At 64.6% G+C, this 19,318-nt stretch carries 22 protein-coding genes and 1 tRNA gene; 8 read left to right on the forward strand and 15 right to left on the reverse strand.

The window, feature by feature from the left end:
* Positions 1-4: 4 nt before the first annotated feature.
* The 3 genes from QZ186_RS07825 to QZ186_RS07835 are packed head-to-tail and all read right to left on the reverse strand — an operon-like array spanning position 5 to position 2,051.
* Positions 5-334: a hypothetical protein gene (locus QZ186_RS07825; RefSeq protein WP_296416362.1), complete on the reverse strand. Its 330-nt coding sequence runs from the start codon at positions 332-334 to the stop codon at positions 5-7.
* Positions 335-360: 26 nt separating this feature from the next.
* Positions 361-1,101, reverse strand: a complete 741-nt coding sequence (locus QZ186_RS07830) for a fatty acid desaturase (RefSeq protein WP_296416363.1) — start codon at positions 1,099-1,101, stop codon at positions 361-363.
* On the reverse strand, positions 1,098-2,051 hold the full coding sequence (locus QZ186_RS07835) for an orange carotenoid-binding protein (RefSeq protein WP_010316178.1): 954 nt from the start codon (positions 2,049-2,051) through the stop codon (positions 1,098-1,100). The genes QZ186_RS07830 and QZ186_RS07835 overlap by 4 nt, the downstream gene beginning before the upstream one ends.
* A gap of 86 nt (positions 2,052-2,137) precedes the next feature.
* Between QZ186_RS07835 and QZ186_RS07840 the strand changes: the two genes are divergently transcribed.
* Positions 2,138-2,569: a hypothetical protein gene (locus QZ186_RS07840; RefSeq protein WP_296416364.1), complete on the forward strand. Its 432-nt coding sequence runs from the start codon at positions 2,138-2,140 to the stop codon at positions 2,567-2,569.
* 698 nt (positions 2,570-3,267) lie between these two features.
* Here the strand turns inward: QZ186_RS07840 and QZ186_RS07845 are convergent.
* Positions 3,268-3,498 (reverse strand): hypothetical protein, encoded by a 231-nt coding sequence (locus QZ186_RS07845; RefSeq protein WP_010316186.1) that lies wholly within the window; start codon positions 3,496-3,498, stop codon positions 3,268-3,270.
* Between the two features lie 500 nt (positions 3,499-3,998).
* Positions 3,999-4,072, reverse strand: a tRNA-Pro gene (locus tag QZ186_RS07850).
* An 84-nt stretch (positions 4,073-4,156) separates the two neighbouring features.
* On the opposite strand from QZ186_RS07850, the gene QZ186_RS07855 reads away from it, so the two are divergent.
* Both QZ186_RS07855 and QZ186_RS07860 read left to right on the forward strand, forming a co-directional pair.
* Positions 4,157-4,828, forward strand: coding sequence for a M23 family metallopeptidase (locus tag QZ186_RS07855; RefSeq protein WP_296416365.1), 672 nt, complete (start codon positions 4,157-4,159; stop codon positions 4,826-4,828).
* A complete protein-coding gene (locus QZ186_RS07860) occupies positions 4,825-5,526 on the forward strand; it encodes an alpha-ketoglutarate-dependent dioxygenase AlkB (protein ID WP_247477734.1) in 702 nt (233 codons plus the stop codon). The genes QZ186_RS07855 and QZ186_RS07860 overlap by 4 nt, the downstream gene beginning before the upstream one ends.
* Here the strand turns inward: QZ186_RS07860 and QZ186_RS07865 are convergent.
* A complete protein-coding gene (locus tag QZ186_RS07865) occupies positions 5,415-5,813 on the reverse strand; it encodes a Rid family detoxifying hydrolase (RefSeq protein ID WP_071777973.1) in 399 nt (132 codons plus the stop codon). The two genes, QZ186_RS07860 and QZ186_RS07865, sit on opposite strands and share 112 nt — an antisense overlap.
* A gap of 43 nt (positions 5,814-5,856) precedes the next feature.
* On the opposite strand from QZ186_RS07865, the gene QZ186_RS07870 reads away from it, so the two are divergent.
* The gene (locus tag QZ186_RS07870; protein WP_247477735.1) at positions 5,857-6,963 is read left to right on the forward strand and encodes an ABC transporter ATP-binding protein; all 1,107 of its coding nucleotides are present in this window, start codon (positions 5,857-5,859) and stop codon (positions 6,961-6,963) included.
* A gap of 3 nt (positions 6,964-6,966) precedes the next feature.
* On the opposite strand, the gene gloB is transcribed toward QZ186_RS07870, so the two are convergent.
* Positions 6,967-7,716, reverse strand: a complete 750-nt coding sequence (gene gloB / locus QZ186_RS07875; protein WP_296416367.1) for a hydroxyacylglutathione hydrolase — start codon at positions 7,714-7,716, stop codon at positions 6,967-6,969.
* Positions 7,717-7,745: 29 nt separating this feature from the next.
* Between gloB and hisG the strand changes: the two genes are divergently transcribed.
* Positions 7,746-8,381, forward strand: a complete 636-nt coding sequence (gene hisG / locus QZ186_RS07880) for an ATP phosphoribosyltransferase (protein ID WP_010316491.1) — start codon at positions 7,746-7,748, stop codon at positions 8,379-8,381.
* Entirely contained in the window at positions 8,381-10,180 is a 1,800-nt protein-coding gene (locus QZ186_RS07885) for an ABC transporter ATP-binding protein (RefSeq protein ID WP_296416368.1), read from the forward strand. The genes hisG and QZ186_RS07885 overlap by 1 nt, the downstream gene beginning before the upstream one ends.
* Here the strand turns inward: QZ186_RS07885 and QZ186_RS07890 are convergent.
* Positions 10,177-10,869: an alpha/beta hydrolase gene (locus tag QZ186_RS07890; RefSeq protein ID WP_296420849.1), complete on the reverse strand. Its 693-nt coding sequence runs from the start codon at positions 10,867-10,869 to the stop codon at positions 10,177-10,179. The genes QZ186_RS07885 and QZ186_RS07890 overlap by 4 nt on opposite strands.
* Before the next feature lie 139 nt (positions 10,870-11,008).
* On the opposite strand from QZ186_RS07890, the gene QZ186_RS07895 reads away from it, so the two are divergent.
* Entirely contained in the window at positions 11,009-11,479 is a 471-nt protein-coding gene (locus tag QZ186_RS07895) for a GNAT family N-acetyltransferase (RefSeq protein WP_247479926.1), read from the forward strand.
* Here the strand turns inward: QZ186_RS07895 and QZ186_RS07900 are convergent.
* From QZ186_RS07900 to QZ186_RS07910, 3 genes are read right to left on the reverse strand one after another with little or no spacing between them, the layout of a single operon-like run.
* The gene (locus QZ186_RS07900) at positions 11,476-12,168 is read right to left on the reverse strand and encodes a TIGR04283 family arsenosugar biosynthesis glycosyltransferase (RefSeq protein ID WP_296416369.1); all 693 of its coding nucleotides are present in this window, start codon (positions 12,166-12,168) and stop codon (positions 11,476-11,478) included. The two genes, QZ186_RS07895 and QZ186_RS07900, sit on opposite strands and share 4 nt — an antisense overlap.
* Complete coding sequence (locus QZ186_RS07905; RefSeq protein WP_247477739.1) at positions 12,165-12,824, reverse strand: TIGR04282 family arsenosugar biosynthesis glycosyltransferase; 660 nt, start codon at positions 12,822-12,824, stop codon at positions 12,165-12,167. The genes QZ186_RS07900 and QZ186_RS07905 overlap by 4 nt, the downstream gene beginning before the upstream one ends.
* An 8-nt stretch (positions 12,825-12,832) precedes the next feature.
* Positions 12,833-13,978, reverse strand: coding sequence for a trypsin-like peptidase domain-containing protein (locus QZ186_RS07910; protein WP_050778462.1), 1,146 nt, complete (start codon positions 13,976-13,978; stop codon positions 12,833-12,835).
* Positions 13,979-14,071: 93 nt separating this feature from the next.
* Between QZ186_RS07910 and dnaA the strand changes: the two genes are divergently transcribed.
* Positions 14,072-15,478 (forward strand): chromosomal replication initiator protein DnaA, encoded by a 1,407-nt coding sequence (dnaA, locus tag QZ186_RS07915; RefSeq protein WP_296416370.1) that lies wholly within the window; start codon positions 14,072-14,074, stop codon positions 15,476-15,478.
* Positions 15,479-15,481: 3 nt separating this feature from the next.
* On the opposite strand, the gene cbbX is transcribed toward dnaA, so the two are convergent.
* Genes cbbX through QZ186_RS07935 form a run of 4 tightly spaced genes read right to left on the reverse strand, consistent with a single transcriptional unit; the run spans position 15,482 to position 19,317 of the window.
* The gene (gene cbbX, locus QZ186_RS07920) at positions 15,482-16,414 is read right to left on the reverse strand and encodes a CbbX protein (protein WP_010316507.1); all 933 of its coding nucleotides are present in this window, start codon (positions 16,412-16,414) and stop codon (positions 15,482-15,484) included.
* Positions 16,401-16,655: a 4a-hydroxytetrahydrobiopterin dehydratase gene (locus QZ186_RS07925; RefSeq protein ID WP_010316509.1), complete on the reverse strand. Its 255-nt coding sequence runs from the start codon at positions 16,653-16,655 to the stop codon at positions 16,401-16,403. The genes cbbX and QZ186_RS07925 overlap by 14 nt, the downstream gene beginning before the upstream one ends.
* Before the next feature lie 9 nt (positions 16,656-16,664).
* Positions 16,665-17,807, reverse strand: coding sequence for a CO2 hydration protein (locus tag QZ186_RS07930; RefSeq protein WP_296416371.1), 1,143 nt, complete (start codon positions 17,805-17,807; stop codon positions 16,665-16,667).
* A 1-nt stretch (position 17,808) separates the two neighbouring features.
* Positions 17,809-19,317, reverse strand: coding sequence for an NADH-quinone oxidoreductase subunit M (locus QZ186_RS07935; protein ID WP_247477750.1), 1,509 nt, complete (start codon positions 19,315-19,317; stop codon positions 17,809-17,811).
* Position 19,318 lies beyond the last annotated feature (1 nt).

Genomic DNA, 19,318 nt, shown 5'->3' on the forward strand with positions numbered 1-19,318 from the left:
TTGTTCAGAAGCGAGACATGGCCGAAATCTTGGCCAGCTTGTCGGCTGTGAGTCCTTCGAGCTCTTGAAGTTGCAGAAGCTCGTCTTTCACGAGGCTTGCAAAGACAAACAAGATCCCCTCCAGGCGGAAATCAAACCGGCCTTCGATGGTGTGGCGCTCGATGCTCAGGAAGTCATGCAGCGCCCAGACCGAGCTGACATCACCCAGGTTGGAGGCCTTTGATTGCACAGAGGCCACCAATTCCATGACGGCACGGTTGTAGGCCGTCTCAAAGGCAGCTCGAGCAATAGCCTGCTCGCTATCTGTCCAGCTGTCAGTCGCCGCTTCATTCATCTGGCCTGACCTAGCTGTTTCAGACGCTACCGGAGCGGTTCCGCCACTGCGAGCGACCGGTGCAGCGACCGGGCGGCCGGCAGTTCAAACCAGCTCAGGCCTGGGTTGTTGTGGTGTTCACGGTGATAGCCGAAGTGGAAGCAGGTCAGCAGAGACAGCCACGGCGGTAGGTCCAGGCTGATCGGCTGGGCTCGCCGTTCTGGCTGTCGCTGACACCGATGGGGCAGGAACGTGCCGAAGACGAACAGCTGCAGGGAGCTCAACAGCAATGGAAGCGTGATGAAGAGCAGAACGCGCCCGATCGCGACCGCCAGAGGCACCTCGGCTGCCGTTACGGTCAGACCCAGGGCCAGCCCCCAACCAGCCAGTAACAGCAGCATCTGCCTGGTGCTCAGATAGCGCGCCAGGAACTGGCCATACCAACTGATGGCACCGCTCTGCAGGTCGCTTGGGAAATCGGGATCCTGGAGACGCCCCGGTGCACGGTGATGCCGCTGGTGTTGCCGTAGACACCCAGCAAACGGCAAGCCCGCATAAACCAGCAGCGCAAAAGCACCCATGGCGTTGTTCCAGCGGCGTCGTCCGGGGACAAGCAGACCATGCATGGCGTCATGGGCCACGATGAACAGCCCGGTTTGCAGCTGGGTGCGCAGAAGGACCAACACCACCAAAAGCCACAGAGGGGCTTGGGTTGTGTTGGCCTCCAGTGCCAGTGCCAGGGAGAGTCCCCAGCCCAGGATCAAGCCTCCGTTGAGCAGCAGGCTCAACGGGCGAACTTGAGCAGATCGGCCGGTGATGCGAGCAGGTCAATCGCCACGAAGTAGATCTTTCCTTCGGGGTTGAGCAGGAAGCGCCAGGCCACGTTCATACCGATGCCGGCACCGAACCAGGGGGTCTGCACTTTGCCGGTCACCTTGATCTGGGTGAACCCGTCGTTAGTGGGTTCGGCGTAGCCACGCTCAGGCAGAAGCCTGAGGTTCTGGCAGTCCTCGCGGAAGAAACGCAGGATCGCATCGGTGCCCACGATCGGCTTCTGGAATGGAGCCTGCAGAGCGCCGTCGGGCAGGAACAGCTGGATCAGGTTGTCAAAGTCGTTGGCGTTGAGCAGATCCATGTAGCTGTTCACTGTGGGGTTGATCACCCCCTCGATGAACACCTTCTTGCGCTGCTCTTCCGGAGTGGGAGGAGCAACGGGCTCCATGACCCGCTGACCTTCGCCCTTGGCTGGATCGAAGCCCATGTCCACCACGAAATTGCGCAGCAAGGTGATTTGCTGGCCCTGTTCAACACCCTTGAGGGAGTTGAGGACGGCGGAGGCGTTGGCTGAGAGCTGATAGTCCTCCGGGATCGGAGCCACCTGGCCGGCAGCCATCCACTCACCGAGCTGATACCAGAAGCCCAACTTGATATTGACCGACCAGGTCGCATAGGTCCGGCCGATCTCCGTATCGCTGCGGTTTGCCAGATCACACATCACCTGGCTTTGCTCCAGGAAGCCCATCGCCTTGATGTCGTTGAGGATGCGCTCCGCAAACTGCATCCGGGCGGCAGCAGGGGCAGCCACCGTGATCGTTGTGCCCATCTGGAGATAGGCGTACCAAATCAGGGCGAGCTGATCTTCTGCGCTCAGTAGCGCAAAGCGTGCTGTGATCGCAGGTACAACATCAGCCGAACGCGTCTCCGGGAAGATCTGGGCAGCTTTTTCAAGCGTGAACATGCCGAGCAATCCCGTTGTAAAGGAATATTTCGAACTGTAGGGGACTGTTCGCGCTTCCTGGCTGAAGCGTTGTAACAGCTGTGCTTGTGGCGCTGTTTTGCCGCTTCCTGATCCGATGCCCCTTCCGTTTCTTGGTTGGTCAAGAAACCAGAGGTGGGACGTTCAGGATCAAGGCAGCGATCAAGCGCTCCCCAGGCATCCGCGCCACCAACTGGACACTCGATGGCTGCGAAGAGCGCTACCGCTTTTCGCTGGCCTCTGTTGGCGGTGACGAAATGCGGGAAGACAGGCGTGAGCTTCGTCAGAAGATCCTTGATCACCTCGCCCGGGACGACGATTGGCAGATGCCTCTGGCTCTTGCAAGTGCAGTCGGTTCGACTGACGAGGTTGTCCGTCGGCACGTCAATGTGCTGTTCGGGGAGAGCTTGATCACTCGGCAGCGGGGGCAGCTTGAGGGAAGAGGAGCGTCCATGGCTTTGTGTGCGGAACCCCTCGAGCTGTGTTTTGTCCTGCTCTAGGTGTGCGGGCTTTCCCTCTGCACCCTGATCCCCTTAGGTAGGGAAAATCCAACGAGCACATAGGTAGCCGTACCCATGGCAACGTCTACTGGTGCCGCTTCTATTGACCCGTAACACTGCGGATAACTAGGTAAGGGAAGACATGGCCGGGGGTGGGACTCCGGCTTTTTACTGCGTGGACTTTCAGCTCTTGGTGACGTGATCCCAAAGTCTTCCTGTCAATTTCCCCCAACGCCGAACGGTTGATCGAATTTGTGCGCCCACAACACCACATCAGGGTTCCGTGTACCGCATCGAAGTCCTCACACACCAGGGCTGGAGTCAGACAGAGGAGCACGAACAGCGCGAGCTTGCCGAATTGCAGGCCATGCTCAAAAGCAAGGCAGATGGACAGACCTATCGCGTCACAAGCTCCGGGTTGAGCACTCTGTGCCTCTTCACTAGGAGCGGTTCGAGCTTTTGGGACCTGGATTCAACAGCGGCAGCGTGATGGCGCGTTCGGCAGGTGAGCGACCAGTTGGGCCGTACGAGTGAGTCTCCATGACAGTGGGGCCTTGGATCTGCCGTTGATGAGGTGATGGTTGTTCCCTAGAGGTATCGATAGCCAGGCGGAATTGGACGGGACTTCTGGATTCCGTCACGCCGTCTGTGTTATCTCCCCTGAGGAGGGATCTGGGGCCGGCGAAGCGGCTGGCGGGTTAGGGCTTGGCGCAGCCTCGGGGATAGGGAAGTCGTGCTCCAGGCCCAACGCAAATTGCATTGCTGAACTCGCCCTCTTCAAGCAAGAAGCTGAAGCCGTAGTCCCGCTGCATCCAGACCTGGCCTGTGTTCAACTCGCGCATCTTCAACGCACCTAGTGAGTCCCGGTTTTGGCTGATCGGCAGCAAGGTGAAGATCGGACCGTCTCCATGGGCGAACTCAACCTTCATGCTCTGAGGAATGTCGCCAACGAGGCTGACGGCACACCAAGAGGGGAAAGAATTGATGGTGCAAGGAGTCTTGTAGTGGTCTGTGCGTTGCGGTGGTCGCTCGTCTCTCTGAGCCAGCGCTGGGGCAGCAACCAGCACCCCGGCAAGGAGTGCTAGCGCCGATGTAGTGAGCTTCTGGGTGACCATCTCTCAGTCGTTCTTGGCGCCAGGTTCGCCTTCATGCAGGACGGCCATCACGTTGCAGCCTGGAAAGAGATCCTGTCCAAAAGCTCTGGCCTCCTCAGCACTCGCTGCGTGGACCAACGTCCCGACGATCTCGCCCTTGGAGAGCTCAACAGCCAAGTTGAACAGCTTGCCCACGGATTTCTCTCTTACACCCCGGCTTAGCCACGGATCGGGCAAACGGGGAGATGACGATGACTAGAGGCTCTTGTCGGCGAATGTGCCTAGGTCGTGGTGTTCACGCCTAAGTCCCACTGCAAGGCCATGCTTTTGCTCAATCGGGGCGACAGGATTCGAACCTGCGACCTAGTGCTCCCAAAGCACCCGCGCTACCAAGCTGCGCCACGCCCCGTATGTCTGGAGCTTACCGGTCGATCCGCTGGGCTGGCCGTGGCGCTGGGCCCCGGTACAACGGGCCCGAAGTCCTCGCCCCACCATGGGATTCGGCCCCGTTCGCGCTGTTGCTGTCCTGGCTGGGCTGACGGGCTGTCTGCTGCCTTGTCCTGCTTTGGCTCTCCCCGAGAGGCCACTGCAAATCCCCGGCGATACTCCGGTCGCTGACCTGACGCCCGGGATGGGGACCACGGAGACCATGCCCGATTCTCTGGCCTGGCCACTGCGTCCTGGTCAGCCGATCCGTGTGGTCTATCCCTTGGCGGTCAAAGCCACGGAGGTGGACCCCTACGGCTGGCGCTATTCGAGCTCCCGCGGGGCCTGGCGCATGCACGCCGGTCAGGACCTGGTGGCTCCCGCGGGCACGCCTGTTCTGGCCATGCTTCCGGGACGTGTGGTTCTGGTGGAGCCCATCGACGGCTACGGCCTCACGGTGGTCCTGGACCATGGCCGCGGTTGGCAGAGCCTCTATGCCCATCTGCAGAGCGCCAACGTCCGCAAAGGTGACTTCCTGACGGCCGCCTCCACCCTGGGCCTGGTCGGCCAGAGCGGCCGTGCCAGTGGTCCCCATCTCCATGTCGAGTTGCGCCAGCGCCAAGGGGAGCAGATGCTGGCCCTCGATCCCACCCCGGTTCTTGATCAGGCCACACGCCTGACGCTCCTGGCCCCGCCCCCCGTGGCTGAAGCTCGGGTGATTGAACCAGCCCAGCCTTGATTGCGATTGAGCGTCCTGGCCTGAAGCTTCGCCACGGTTCCGCCTGGCTACAGGGCCATGGAATCGCCACGGAATCCCTGCGTCAGCGCCTGGCTCAGGAGGTTCCCTGGGAGCAGCCCCTGGTGCGCGTCTTTGGCCGCCAGCACCCCACGCCTCGTCTGACCTGCTGGATGGCTGACCCCGGCTGCAGCTACCGCTACAGCGGCCAGGTGCAGCCCATCACCCCCTGGAGTCCCTCCATTGCGCCCCTTCGCGATCTCCTGGAGCAGGAGTTGGGGGTTCGCTTCAACAGCCTGCTGCTGAACCGCTACCGCACTGGAGACGACCGCATGGGCTGGCATGCCGATGACGAACCGGAACTCGACAACCAGGCCCCCATCGCCTCCTTGAGCATCGGCGTTCCGCGCGATCTGCGTTTTCGCCCGAGACGTTCTTCTCTTGCGTCCGCTGAGGCGCCCTTCTCGCTTTGCCTGGATGACGGCGATCTGTTGGTGATGGATCCGCCCACCCAGGCCCACTGGCAGCACGCCCTACCGGCCCGTGCCCGGGTCAGGACCGAGCGGATCAATCTCACCTTTCGGCTGATTCAGCCCAGCACCGCGATGCAGTCGATCTCCACCCGGGCGGCCTTCGGCAGTGCGGCCACCTCCACGCAGGCGCGAGCCGGGGAAACCCCCTCTCCGAATACCTCGGCGTAGAGCGCGTTCACCTTGGCGAAATCCCCCAGATCGGCCAGGAAGACCGTGGTGCGCACCACCTGCTGCGGCGTGCAGCCGGCTTCCTTGAGCACGGCCTGAAGGTTGCTGAGCACCTGGCGGGTCTCAGCCTCCACATCTCCATTGCCGACCATCGCGCCGGTGGCTGGATCCAGGGCGATTTGGCCGGAGCAATAGAGCACCCCACCCGCCTTGACGGCCTGGTTGTAGGGGCCGACCGGTGCGGGTGCCGCGGCGGTTGTCACCGCCTCAATCGCTGGAAGGGTCATTGCACGAGAGGATGTGGCGCCGAGCCTATGGCGAACCTGCTGAATGCGCCCTGAGATGCCCAGCCCTGATCTCCCCCAGGAGCCGCAGGTGGAGCTCAGTGGCCTGTGGCATCGCTACAGCGGCCCCGCCTCCAGTGGTGACTGGACCCTTCGCGATATTGATTTCCAGCTCCAGCCCGGTGAGTTGGTCGGCCTGCTGGGCCCCTCGGGCTGCGGCAAAACCACCCTGCTGCGCCTGATCGCTGGTTTTGAGAAGCCCGACCGCGGCTCTGTGTCCATCGGCGGTCGCCCCGTGGCCGGGCAGGGACGTTGGTTACCCCCGGAGCGCCGCGGCGTGGGCATGGTCTTTCAGGACTACGCCCTCTTCCCCCACCTCGATGCCTGGCGTAACGCCTGCTTTGGCCTCAGGCCAGGTCAGGACACCAGTCGCGCCTCCTGGCTGTTGGAACTGCTGGGCCTCAAGGGCCTCGAGCGCCGTTATCCCCATGAGCTCTCCGGCGGTCAGCGGCAGCGCCTGGCCCTGGCCCGCGCCCTGGCTCCGGGCTGTTCCCTGGTGCTCCTCGATGAGCCCTTCTCCAATCTGGATGTGGAGGTGCGGCTGCGCCTGCGGGCGGAGCTTCCCGGTGTCCTGGCCCGTTGCGGCGCCAGCGGGGTGATCGTGACCCACGACCCGGAGGAGGCCATGGCGATCTGTGATCGGGTGGCGGTCCTGGAGTCCGGGCATCTGCACCAATGCGCCAGCCCCCACGACCTGGTGACGGCCCCGGCGACCTCCTTTGTCGGTCGCTTTGTGCTGCAGGGCAACCTGCTGCCGGCCCAGCTCCAGGACGGTCTTTGCCTCACGCCCCTCGGGGTGCTCGAACCAACGGAGGCCGGGGCTGCTGCGTCCTCCTCCTCGGACTTGGAGGTGCTGGTCAGTCAGCAGGCCATCGCCTTGGTTCCGGACGATGACGCCGAGGCCTGGGTCGTGGGCCGGGAATTCCTCGGCCGTGAGTGGCTCTATCAGGTGCAGCTCGATGACCGACGCCTGCGCCTGCGTCTGCCCTTGGAGCTGGACTATGCCCGCGGCCAGCGCTGTCAGTTGCACCTGCGCGCAGGTGAGCAGGGCCGGCTCTACCCCAGTGGTGCCGCCCTCATCGCCCGCGGCTGAGCCCTAGCCCCGCCAGAGGTCCTTGTGGCCGCGCAGCTGGCGCAGCGCCGCCGCGTCTTGGGCCCGGATGAACAGGTTCGTCTCCTGCTCCAGTCCAATGTGGCTGGGAATCGTTGGCCGTCCCTCACGACGCAGCTGCTGGACCTCCGCCAGTCGCGTGCGGATCGCGGCATTGTCCGGTTCCCGCTCCGCCGCCCAGCGCAGGTTGCCTTCGGTGTACTCATGGGCGCACCAGACCCGGGTCTCGGGCCCCAGGGCGGCCAGGCTGCCCAGGGAGCTGAGCATCTGCTCGGGGGTGCCTTCAAACAGGCGACCGCAGCCGCCGGCAAACAAGGTGTCGCCGCAGAACAGCTCAGCGGCTCCTCCCGCCTCCGGCTCCACGACATAGGCAATGTGGTGACGCGTGTGGCCGGGCACCTCCAGCACCCTCAGCTCTCGGCCCAACAGCCTCAGCTGATCGCCCCCCTGGACCCCTTGGGTTTGCAGCGGGATCCGCTCACGATCCGCGGCACTGGCGATCACCGCCGCCTCGGGCCAGCGCTGCAACAGCCCGGGTGTTCCGCCGATGTGGTCGCTGTGGTGGTGGGTGTGCAGGATCGCCTCCAGCTCCAGACCCTTCTCCTCCAGCCAGGCGATCACGGGCTCGGCCACCGCCGGATCCACCACCACCGCACCCGGACCTTCGCCGTGGAGAACGAACACGTAGTTGTCGCTCAGCACAGGGATCAGCGAAACCGTCGTGGCGGCATGCATCGTTAAAGTCCCGGTTCAGGCTGCCAACCATGATCACCGTCGCGCTGGCCAAGGGAGCCCTGCTGAAGGACTCGGTCCGCCGCTTCGCGGCCGCCGGCCTGGATTTCGCAGCGGTGCTGGAGCCGGGCAACCGCCAGCTGATGGTGCCCAGCGTCTGTGGTCGCGCCCGGGCGCTGCTGGTGCGCAATGCCGATGTGCCGGTCTATGTGGCCTACGGCCAGGCCCAGCTGGGGGTGGTGGGCTACGACGTCTTGAAGGAACACCAGCTGCCCGTGGCTCAGTTGGTGGATCTGGGCTTTGGCGGCTGCCGGATGAGCGTGGCCGTGAAGGCCTCCAGTCCCTATCGCCGGGCCAGTGACCTGCCGGCCCACTGCCGCATCGCCAGCAAGTTCACCCGCTGCGCTGAGGAGTACTTCGAGGCCCTGGATCTGCCTGTGGAGTTGATCCATCTGGCCGGCTCGGTGGAGCTCGGTCCGATCACCGGCATGAGCGAAGCCATCGTCGATCTGGTGGCCACCGGCCGCACCCTCGAAGAAAACGGCCTGATCGCCATCGAAGATCTGTTCCACTCCACCGCCCGCCTGGTGGGCCATCCGCTGTCGCTGCGGCTCGATTCCGGCGAGATCCAATCGATCGTCGATCAAATCGCCAGCGCAGGCGCTTGATGGCCAAGCGCGATCGTCAACGGCTGCTGCGTCTTCTGCCCTACCTCGGGCGCGATCGCAAACGGCTGCTGCTCACCCTGGTGCTGCTGATCCCGGTGGCGGGTGCCGCGGCGGTTCAACCCCTGCTGGTCGGACAGGCGATTTCGGCCCTGCGTCAGGAGCCGGTGCTGCCCTGGCTGCAGGCCATGCCCCTCTCGGGCCAGTTGCGGACGCTGGTGTCGCTCTTGCTGGTGGCGGTCCTGATCCGCCTGGGCCTGCAGGGGGTTCAGAGCTTCAACGTGCAGGCCGTTGGCCAACGTCTGACTGCGCGGATCCGCAACGACCTGTTTGCCCATTCCCTCGACCTCTCGCTGCGCTTCCACGACCGCACGCCCGTTGGCAAGTTGCTGACGCGCCTGACCAGTGACGTCGATGCCCTGGCCGAGGTCTTTGGCAGTGGCGCCGTGGGGCTGCTGGCGGACCTGGTCACCCTCTTGGTGATCGCCGGGACGATGGTGGCGATTGAACCGCGCCTCGGGGTGTTGCTGCTGTCGGTCCAGGTGCCGGTCACCTTGACCATGCTCTGGTTGCAGAGGCGCTACCGCAAGGCCAACTACCGGGTTCGCGAAGAGCTCTCCCAGCTGAACGCGGATTTGCAGGAGAACCTTCAGGGTCTGGAGGTCGTGCAGATGTTCCGCCGGGAGTCCCACAACTCCGCCCGCTTTGCCCGCACCGCTGATGCCTACCGCAATGCGGTCAACGGCACGATCTTTTACGACTCCTCGATCTCGGCGTTGATCGAGTGGGTGTCCCTGGGGGCGATTTCCCTGGTGCTGGCCCTGGGGGGCTGGATGGTCACCGCTGGGGCGATGGGCCTGGGCACCCTGACGACCTTCATCCTCTATTCCCAGCGCCTGTTTGATCCCCTGCGCCAGTTGGCGGAGCGCTTCACTCAGATCCAAGGCGGCCTGACCGCTGTTGAGCGCATCGGTGAGCTGCTGGAGGAGCCCATTGAGATTCAGGAGCTGCCCCTGAACCAGCGCTCCTCGGCCGCCATTCGCAGTGGCAGCGACTTCAGCAGCGCCGGTGAGGTGATTTTTGAAAACGTCTCCTTCGCCTACCGCCCGGACGATCCGATCCTGACGGACCTCTCCTTCCGGATTGCCCCTGGGGAGCACGTGGCCTTGGTCGGTCCGACCGGATCGGGCAAGACCACCATCATCCGCCTGCTCTGCCGCCTCTATGAACCCCAGCAGGGCCGGATCCTGCTGGATGGCGTGGACATCCGCGAGTTGCCCATCCCCACCCTGCGCCAGCGCCTCGGGGTGGTGCTGCAGGACACCTTCCTGTTCAGCGGCAACGTGGCCGACAACCTGCGCCTCGATGGCGCCATCAGCGATGTCGAGCTCGAGCGCCTCTGCTCGGAGCTGGGTCTTGAGCCCCTGCTCGATCGACTGCCTTCGGGGCTGGCCACAGAGCTGCGCGAGCGCGGCAGCAACCTCTCCTCCGGTGAGCGCCAGTTGCTCTCGGTGGCGCGGGTGGCGATCCGCAATCCCTCGGTCTTGGTGATGGACGAGGCCACGGCCTTCCTGGACCCGTCCACCGAGGCCACCCTGCAGCGGGATCTCGATCGGGTTCTGCGCCAACGGACGGCCATCGTCATCGCCCACCGCCTGGCCACGGTGGAGGCAGCCCACCGCATCCTGGTGCTCAAGCGCGGTCGCCTGATCGAAGAGGGAACCCACACGGCCCTGCGCGCAGCCGGTGGTCTCTATGCCCAGTTGGCCGACCTGCAGGAACGCGGTCTGGCCAGGCTCTAGGACAAGGTTCGATCCAGCCAGTCCTCGATGACTCGGGCGAGGGCGTCTGGGGCGCTGCGCATCGGCAGATGCCCTTCCCCTTCGAGCTCCTGCACCTCGGCATTGGGGGCATAGCCCGAGAGATGGCGGACGTAGCGCGGCTCCATCACCGTGTCCTTGCTGCCCACCACCCAGAGGCTGGGGACCTGCAGTTGGCTCGTCAGCGCCGGCAGCTGGCGCACGGCCCCGCGCTGCATGCTGCAGGCCAGCAGCCCGCGGGCGGCGCGGAGCTCCGCCACCAGGGGGCTGCGAATGGCCTCGGTGCCAGGCACCTGGGCGAGCCAACTCGGCCGCCAGCGCAGAAAGGTGGCTCCGCCGTTGCGCACCATCCGAAAGGGCCGCGGCTGATAGACCCCGCCTCCGGAGGCGACCTGGATGATGCCCCGCAGTTGCTCCCCCAGATGGGGGGCGGCATGGAGCACCAGGCTTCCCCCCAGGGAGTGGCCGATCAGCACGATCGGCCGGCCGGCGGCTTGCTCCTGGGCCGCCTCCGCCAGCCAGCGGCCATAGCTGACCAAGTTGGTCCGCAGGCCTTGGGGCCTCGGGCGTTGGCCAAAGCCCGGCAGATCAGGGGTCCAGCAGTCCCACCTGGGCTCCAGGGCCGTGCGCAGCGGATCCCACAGCCGCCCGGAGAGCAGCCAACCATGCACGCCAACCAGCAGAGGTGCTGCGCCCAGGGATCCCAATGCAAGAAACGGACCCAGCCTGCATCAAGGGGGTGACCTGGTGGGTCAGGATCAACCGAACCCCGCAGGGAGCTCCGTTCTGATTGGTTCCAGCGCCACTGAACTGGAGGAGCTCTACGGCCGGGACCATCGCGTCTGCGCGACCCCAAACGCCCCGACTTCACTGGTCTTGAGCCAGGAGCGGGAGATTGATCTCTATGAGCTCGAGCAACTCACCGATGCGGTGGGTTGGAGCCGCCGTCCGATGAGGCGGGTGCGCATTGCCCTGGAGAACAGCCTCCTGGTGGTGGCCCTCTGGCGCCATGACGCCCGCCTTCCGCGCCTGGTGGGCTTTGCCCGCTGCACCGGTGACGGGGTGATCGAGGCCACCGTCTGGGATGTGGCCGTCCACCCCCATTACCAAGGTCTGGGCCTGGGCAAACAGCTGATGCAGTACGTGATCGAGCGCCTGCAGCGGATGCAGGTGGAGCGCATCAGCCTGTTCGCCGATCCCGGCGTGATCGAGTTCTATGGCGCCCAGGGTTGGGAGCTGGAACCGCAAAACCGCCGCTGCGCCTTCTGGTACGCCCCCTAGGGGCTGCGGTAGTAGCGCTGGGCGAGCTCCTGGGCCGTGGCGCCCCGGCGCCAGGCCCGGCGCAGGGCCGCGTTGCGTTCTGCCGTGCGCAGCACCCCATCGCGTCTCCAGCGGCGGCCATCGACCGCCAGTGGTTGGCCGAGTCGGCGCAGGGGGGCTAGGGGTTGAAGCCGTTGGATCAGATCCAGGTCCTCCATCAGCGGCAGGGGCCGCATGCCCCCGGCCTGCTCCAGCAGGGCCCGCGGCAGCAGCAGCCCTTGGTCGCCGTAGGGCAGGGCCCGGATCCTGCAGCGCAGCTGAACGGCCAGCTCCAGCAGCCGCAGCGGCAGACCGGCCGCGGCGACCTGGAAGTCGAAGTACCAAGCGGCTGGTGCTTGCCCCATGGCGTGTTCCACCGACGCCCCCCAACGGGCCGGAAGCCTGCAGTCGGCATGCAACAGCAACAACCAAGGAGACGTTGCAGCGGCAATGCCGACCTGGAGTTGCAGTCCACGGTTGGCGGCGCAGCGGATCACCTGGGCGCCGGCGAGCTGGGCCACGTCGGCGGTCCCTGGATCGGCGCTGGAGTCCACCACGATCAGCTCTGTCTCTAGCCCGAGTGGGGCCTGCTGCAGATCGGCGAGCAACAGCGGTAGGCGCTGCGCTTCCTGCCGCGCGGGAATGACGACGGCCAGGGACGGTCGCTTCATGCGGGCGGCAGCTGGCAGCGCAGCCAGTCCTCCAGATCGCTCGGTTCATCGAGGTCGTTCTGCTGTCGCAGCAGGACCGCCGGGAGCTGGTGCGCCGCGGCGGCAGCCAGGCTGCGCTGCAGCACCTGATCGCTGCCCCAGGGGATGCCACTCATCAGCCGGGATCCGGCGCGGCGGAAGCCGGAGCGGTTCAGGCCAATCAACCAGTAGCCGCCATCTCGGGCGGGCCCAAGGACCAGCGGTGCCCTCAGGAGTGCCTCGGCTGCGGCGTCGAGATCACTGGTTTCCAGGGCGGGCAGATCCGTTCCAATCACGATCACCCGCTCAGCCCCCGCCTGGAAGGCCCGCTGCAACTGCCGCTGCATGCGGCAGCCCAAGTTGCCTCCCCCCTGTGGCCCGAGCTGAACCCCTGGAGCGAGCGCCTGCAGCTGCCCCTGCCAGCGGCGCAACCCGCGGGGCCCCAGACCGTCGACGGCCATCAGCAGCTTGTGCTGGTGCCGTTGGCTCCAGCGGCCGCTGACCTCAAGGCTGTGCTGCGTCAGCTGGCGTTGGATCTGGGCCGCCGCCAGTCGACCCGTGTGGCGGGCCAGCCTGGTTTTGCAGCGTCCGGGGGCCGGCCAGCGGGCCATGACCACCAGGGTCAGAGGGGCAGCCAAGGCCGCGCCTACTTCCCGCGGGGGAGTTCAGCGGGCTTGATCTGCAGGGTGAGCGTCCGCTCCTTGCGCTGGATCACGATCGCCAGGTTCTGGCCGACGCGTCCCTGGTCCACCGCGACCTGCACTTCGGAGGGGTTCTTCACGGGCTTGCCGCCGACCTGCTCAATCAGGTCACAGGCGCGCATGCCTCCCTTGGCGGCTGGACTGCCGGGGATGACCTCCACCACCACGACGCCTTTGGTCTCCGGCAGCCGGCACTCGGCATCGGTGGCATTGACCTCCCTGGCGAGTTGGGGGGTCAGGGCCTGGAGCCGTACACCGATGTAGGGGTGGGAGGCCTGGCCGCGATCGAGGATTTGTGCGGCGATTTGGCGCCCGAGGTTGATCGGGATGGCAAAGCTCAGACCCGCGCCAGGGGCCTGTCGGATGGCGGTGTTGATCCCAATCACCTGACCGCGGTCATTGATCAGGGGACCGCCGCTGTTGCCCGGGTTCACGGCCGCGTCGGTCTGGATGTAGGGCACCCGTTGCCCCTCCCCGAGGGCATTGGTGCGCTGCACCGCGCTGATGATTCCCAAGGTGACGGTGTTATCGAGACCCAGGGGGTTGCCGATCGCGATCGCCCATTCGCCGGGCCGCACGCCTTTGGAATTACCCAGGGGTGCCACGGGCAGGTTGGCTGCCGCCACCTTCACCACAGCGACATCGGTGACCGGGTCAGAGCCCAGCACCTTGCCCTTGAAATTGCGGCCATCCGGCAGGGTGACGCCCACTTCATTGGTGCCCTCGACCACGTGGGCATTGGTCAGGATCACCCCGTCGGATCGGGTGATGAAGCCCGAGCCCTGCCCCTGCTGTTGCTGCACCGAGGGACCACTGCCAAACAGTCCGCCCATCGGGTTGACCACCCGCCGCACCGTGTCGATTCGCACCACTGCCGGTCCGACCTTGTCGACCGCGTTGACCACAAAACTTTTGCCCCCCGGCAGGGGGGCGGCGGCGGGAGCATCGCTGACCTGAGCGCCGTCTCCGCCCCTACTGCCGTTCCAGAGCGGTAGCCGCAAACCGCCGGTCCCGCAGCCGCTCAGGCCCACACTCAGCAGCAAGCAACCCAAGGCGAGCTGGGGGCGAACGCCATGCATCAAACGGGTCATGCGCAGCAGAGATGTGGGGCAGGTGTTCAGGCGCATCATCGGAGACACTCCCGCCTCAGACCACCCCTATATTCATGGACCCCAGGGGATGACGTGACGGTGCAGCAGGGAGAAACGCTGTGGCGTCAGGTTCAAGAAGCACTCCAAGGCAATCTCTCCAAACCCACGTTTGAGACCTGGATTCGTCCGGCCACGTGTGTCGACCTGCAGGGCAACGAGCTGCAGCTGCTGGCCCCCAATACCTTTGCTTGCGGCTGGCTGCGCAAGAACTACCTGAGCACCATTGCCGCGGTGGCCAGCGAGATCGCCGGTCGCCCGATCGCGGTCAGCGTCGAGGCCGGTGGTGAGTCCGCCCAGGGCATCACCCTGAACGGTCAGCCCCCCACGACCGCCGGGGTCGAGGTGGCCCCAGGCTCCGCTGCCCCCCAGCAGCGCACGGCCACGGGTGAGGCCCCGCGCAAGTTGGCCCCGGGCCTGAATCCCCGCTACGTCTTCAACCGCTTCGTGGTCGGGCCCAACAGTCGAATGGCCCATGCCGCGGCGTTGGCCGTCGCTGAGGCCCCCGGCCGTGAGTTCAACCCGCTGTTCATCTGCGGCGGGGTGGGTCTGGGTAAAACCCACCTGATGCAGGCCATCGGTCATTACCGCCTGGAGATTGATCCGGAGGCCCGGGTCGCCTACGTCAGCACTGAGACCTTCACGAACGATCTGATTCAGGCCATCCGCAAGGACGGCATGCAGAAATTTCGGGATCGCTACCGGGCTGCCGATTTGATCCTGGTGGATGACATCCAGTTCATCGAGGGCAAGGAGTACACCCAGGAGGAGTTCTTCCACACCTTCAACGCCCTGCATGAGGCCGGGCGCCAGATCGTGATTGCCAGCGATCGTCCCCCAAGCCAGATTCCCCGTCTGCAGGAGCGTTTGATCTCACGCTTCTCGATGGGCCTGATCGCGGATATCCAAACGCCTGATTTGGAAACGCGGATGGCGATCCTGCACAAGAAGGCGGAGCACGAGCGGGTCAGCCTGCCCCGGGACCTGATCCAATACCTCGCGGGTCGCTTCACCTCAAACATTCGCGAGCTCGAGGGTGCCCTGACCCGAGCCGTTGCCTTTGCTTCGATCACCGGTCTGCCGATGACTGTGGAATCGGTGGCACCGATGCTCGAACCGGCCGGTGTTGAGGTGGAGGTCACCCCGGATCAAGTCTTGAACAAGGTGGCCGAGGTCTTCGGTGTGGGCGTCGATGAGATGAAGAGCGCCAGCCGTAAGCGGGCCGTGAGCCAAGCCCGGCAGGTGGGCATGTACCTGATGCGCCAGGGCACCAATTTGTCCTTGCCCCGCATTGGCGATGCCTTTGGCGGCAAGGATCACTCCACCGTGATGTACGCCGTGGATCAAACCGAGAAGAAGCTGGCGGCTGACCCCCAGTTGGGCCGTCAGATTCAACAGGTCCGCGACCTTCTCCAGATCGACTCCCGCCGCCGGACCCGCTAGGGATTAGCCGGTGATCGGTTCACTGGGGTCAAGGCCTTCGACCTCCCCGGAGAAGACGCGGCTGGCGGTGATGTCCTCCGCTTCGATCGTCATCAGATCCAGCTTGGTGAGCTGACTGCTGTTCATCACATTGAACAGGCGATTGGCTTGGCGCATCCGCGAGCGATCGATCGCATTGCGAATCGAGCGGGCATTGGCAAAGAACGGCAGTTGCATGCGCCGATCGATGTAATCCTCGAAGGCCGCCAGGGCCTCCTCGCTGAAGCGGTAGTTCTCCTCCGCCAGGATCAGCCGCGCAATGGCAAGCAGTTCGCTGGCGCTGTAATCCGGAAAGTCAATGTGGTTGGCGACTCGAGAGGAGAGACCAGGATTGCTTTGGTAAAAAACATCCATCCGCTCCTTGTAACCGGCAAAGATCACCACCAGGTCATCACGGTTGTTCTCCATGACCTGGAGCAGGATCTCAATCGCCTCGGCTCCGTAGTCGCGCTCATTCTCAGGGCGATAGAGGTAGTAGGCCTCATCAATAAACAGCACCCCACCCATCGCCTTTTTGAGCATCTCCCGGGTCTTGGGAGCGGTGTGGCCGATGTATTGCCCCACCAGATCATCCCGGGTGGCGGTGACCACGTGACCTTTGCGCACGTAGCCGAGCTTGTGCAGGATTTGGGACATCCGCTCGGCCACGGTCGTCTTCCCCGTTCCTGGCCGACCGGTGAAGGACATGTGCAGGCTGGGGGCCGTGGTGGAGAGTCCCACCTGCTTGCGGGCCCGGTCGACGACCAGTAGGGCGGCGATTTCACGGATCCGGGTCTTGACCGGCTGGAGTCCAATCAACTCTTGGTCCAGCTGATCGAGAACCTCTTGGACCTCGGCCCCCTCATAGGCGGCCTGAAGATCGACGGGCGTGTTGTCGGGCTGCTCAGACGAGGCCATCGATGGCAGCGGCAAACGCGTGGTCAGCCTCGCCGATGCTCGCCCCCTCCTCCTCGGGCCGGAGGGTGATGTTCACGTATGTACGCCCAAAACTGATGTCGGGGTAGCGCCCTTCCTGCTCGCAGAAATCGTTGAGGCGATCCAAAAACGCCCGGTTCCCGGCGTAGTCCTCGAACTCAATCCGGCGCTCCAGCCACTCAACGCGATCGGGCTTGGGCCGGGGATTCCAGAGTTGATCCATGGGTTGACCCTACGCCGCGAGGCAATCGGTGCGGCCAATCACCAGGCGAGCGGCCCAGGAGGCGGCATAGGCGCGATTGGCCTCCTGTTCTTCCGGGTTGGTCGTGTCCAGGGCGTGGGGCATGGTGCCGCTGATGGCGGCGTTGGTCACGCAGAACATCGACTTCTGGAAGCTGCGGCAGATCTTTTCGCGCACGTCCCCTTCTCCGCGGGTGCGCACCAGATACCACTGGTGCAATCGCTCCGGAAGATGGCGGTACATGTCCTGCATCAGCAGGCTGGGGGGCACGCCCGCACCCATCGTGGGCAGCGGGTCGGCGTAGAGGGCGCCGTAGGTGAAGGTCGCCTGGTCCGGTGAGATTTGCTGGGCCTGGGCGTTGTAGCTGACGGTGCCCAAGAAGGGCATCCCCCGCAGGAAGACCGCCTCGACGTAGGGAACGGCCACATCCACCAGGAAGGTGAGCTTGGCTTCCGGCGGCAGGATCCAGAACCGTTGGCCGCCGATCATCACGCCGTATTCGATCGGGTTAGCGGCGGCGGCCACGAGCCCCTGCTTGATGAAATCGACCACATCCGGGATCGAGCGCACGGCACCGGAGCGCTCCGCCTTGGCCAGGTCGATGAACAAATCGCTCATCACGCGCCAGAACTGCCCCAGGGCATGGGTGGTGGCGGCGTTGCGAATCAGTTCGCTGAGGAAGTCTGGGAACAGGGGATGCAGGATCGCCAGCAGCGGATCACGCCGGCGCTTGGCGGCAATGATCGCCTTGCAGTTCTCGCTGAAGGCCTCACTGTCGAAGTAGGCATCCATCCCGCCGGTGGCATGCCAGAGCATGCCCTTCATGCAGTACTCGGCGTACTCGAAGTTGATGCGGTCGTGGTTGAGATGGCGCCAGATCTTGGCGGGGCTGAGGTCCCCGTCGAGGTACTTGAAGATCGGGAATGGGTTGAGGAACTGATGTTCCCCTTGGTAGATCAGGTTTTTGCTGTAGGCATCGAGCACCTCGCCATAGCTCTCGAGCACATCGACCACCTCAATGAGGTGATCGGAGGTGTCGCTCAGCAGGGTCTCACCACCGAGGAGTTTGGCGATGATCTGCTCGGCGTCGAGGCCGGGGTTGCTGTGAACCAGCTCAGCAGGAATGACAGGCATCTCAGCTCACTCCCATCGATTGCAGGGCCAAGGCTGTGAGCGAGGTTTCGCTCAGATAGCTGAGGCCAAACGGTAAGAGGCCCAGGCCAATGATCGCTGCGGCCAGGGCAAGGGCGGGATAGGTCTCCCGGGGAGCCACCGGCGCGAGTTGGACATCCAAGCGTGCATCCCGAATGGGATCGTCGCTGTCGGGGGTAATGGAGAGGCGGCCAAAGAAGGCGCGGTTCACCAGCAGCAGGAAGTAGACGGCCGTCAGTCCCGAGCCCACCATCGAAAGCAGGGTGGCGACCGGGAAGGCGCTGATGCTGCCGCGGAAGACCAGGAATTCCGAGATGAATCCGGCCATGCCCGGCAGGCCGGCGCTGGCCATCACCGCCAGGATCATCAACGTCCCGGTCAGGGGGAGACCCTTTTCAGGGCTCAACAAACCATGGAGCACCTTGAGGTCGCGGGTGCCGGTCTTGCGGTAGACGATGCCCACCAGCAGGAAGAGCAGGGCCGAGATCAGACCGTGGGCCACCATCTGGAACACCGCCCCCAGCAGGCTGATGGGGGTGTTGGCCGCGGCAGCCAGGAGCACGTAGCCCATGTGGCCGACGGAGCTGAAGGCGACCATCCGCTTCATGTCGGTCTGGGCAATGGCCGCCAGGGAGCCGTAGAGCACGGAGATGGCCGCCCAGATCGCGAGGCCAGGGGCCAGCTCAGCCCAGGCCTCTGGGAAGAGCTGCAGGCCAAAACGCAGCAGCCCATAGGTGCCGAGCTTCAGCAGCACACCAGCCAGGAGAACCGACACCGGAGTGGCGGCCTGGGTGTGGGCATCGGGCAGCCAGTTGTGCAGCGGCACCAGCGGGATCTTGATCCCAAAGCCCAGCAAGATCGCAACCAGGAGCACGATCTGACCGCCCATGGCCAGACGATCGGAGAGGACCGGGGTGATGCTGAAATCCACGGTTCCAGTCAGCAGCGCCAAGCCGAGGAAGGCGCCCAGGATCAGCATTCCTGAGATCGCTGTGAAGATCAGGAATTTCGTGGCGGCATAGGCCTTGTTCGCTCCGCCCCAGACGGAGATCAAGAGCCAGAGCGGAATCAGTTCCAGCTCATAGAAGAGGAAGAACAGCAGCAGGTTGTCGGCGATGAAGGCCCCATTCACCGCACCGCTGATCAACAGCAGCATGGCGAAGTAGATCCGCGGTCTTCGGTCGATGTCGCGGGTGATGATCGCCGAGACCAAGGTCAGGGCGGCATTGATCAGCACCAGGGGCAAGGACAGGCCATCGATCCCGAGGGCGTAATCCAGACCAATGCCAGGGACCCAGCGGTGGAACTCCTGGAGCTGCATCCCAGCCACGCTGGGATCGAACTGGACGGTGATCACCAGGCTGGCGATCAGCTGGATCACCAGGATTCCAATCGTGATCAGCCGCAGGCGCCCCAGGGGTTGCTCCCCAGGCCAAAGCAACAGCGCGGCGGTCCCCAGGAAGGGGATCAACAGCAGAGAACTCAGCAACATC

Source organism: Vulcanococcus sp. DEBay_Sum29NL08_54, assembly GCF_017859255.1.
GTDB lineage: Bacteria > Cyanobacteriota > Cyanobacteriia > PCC-6307 > Cyanobiaceae > Vulcanococcus.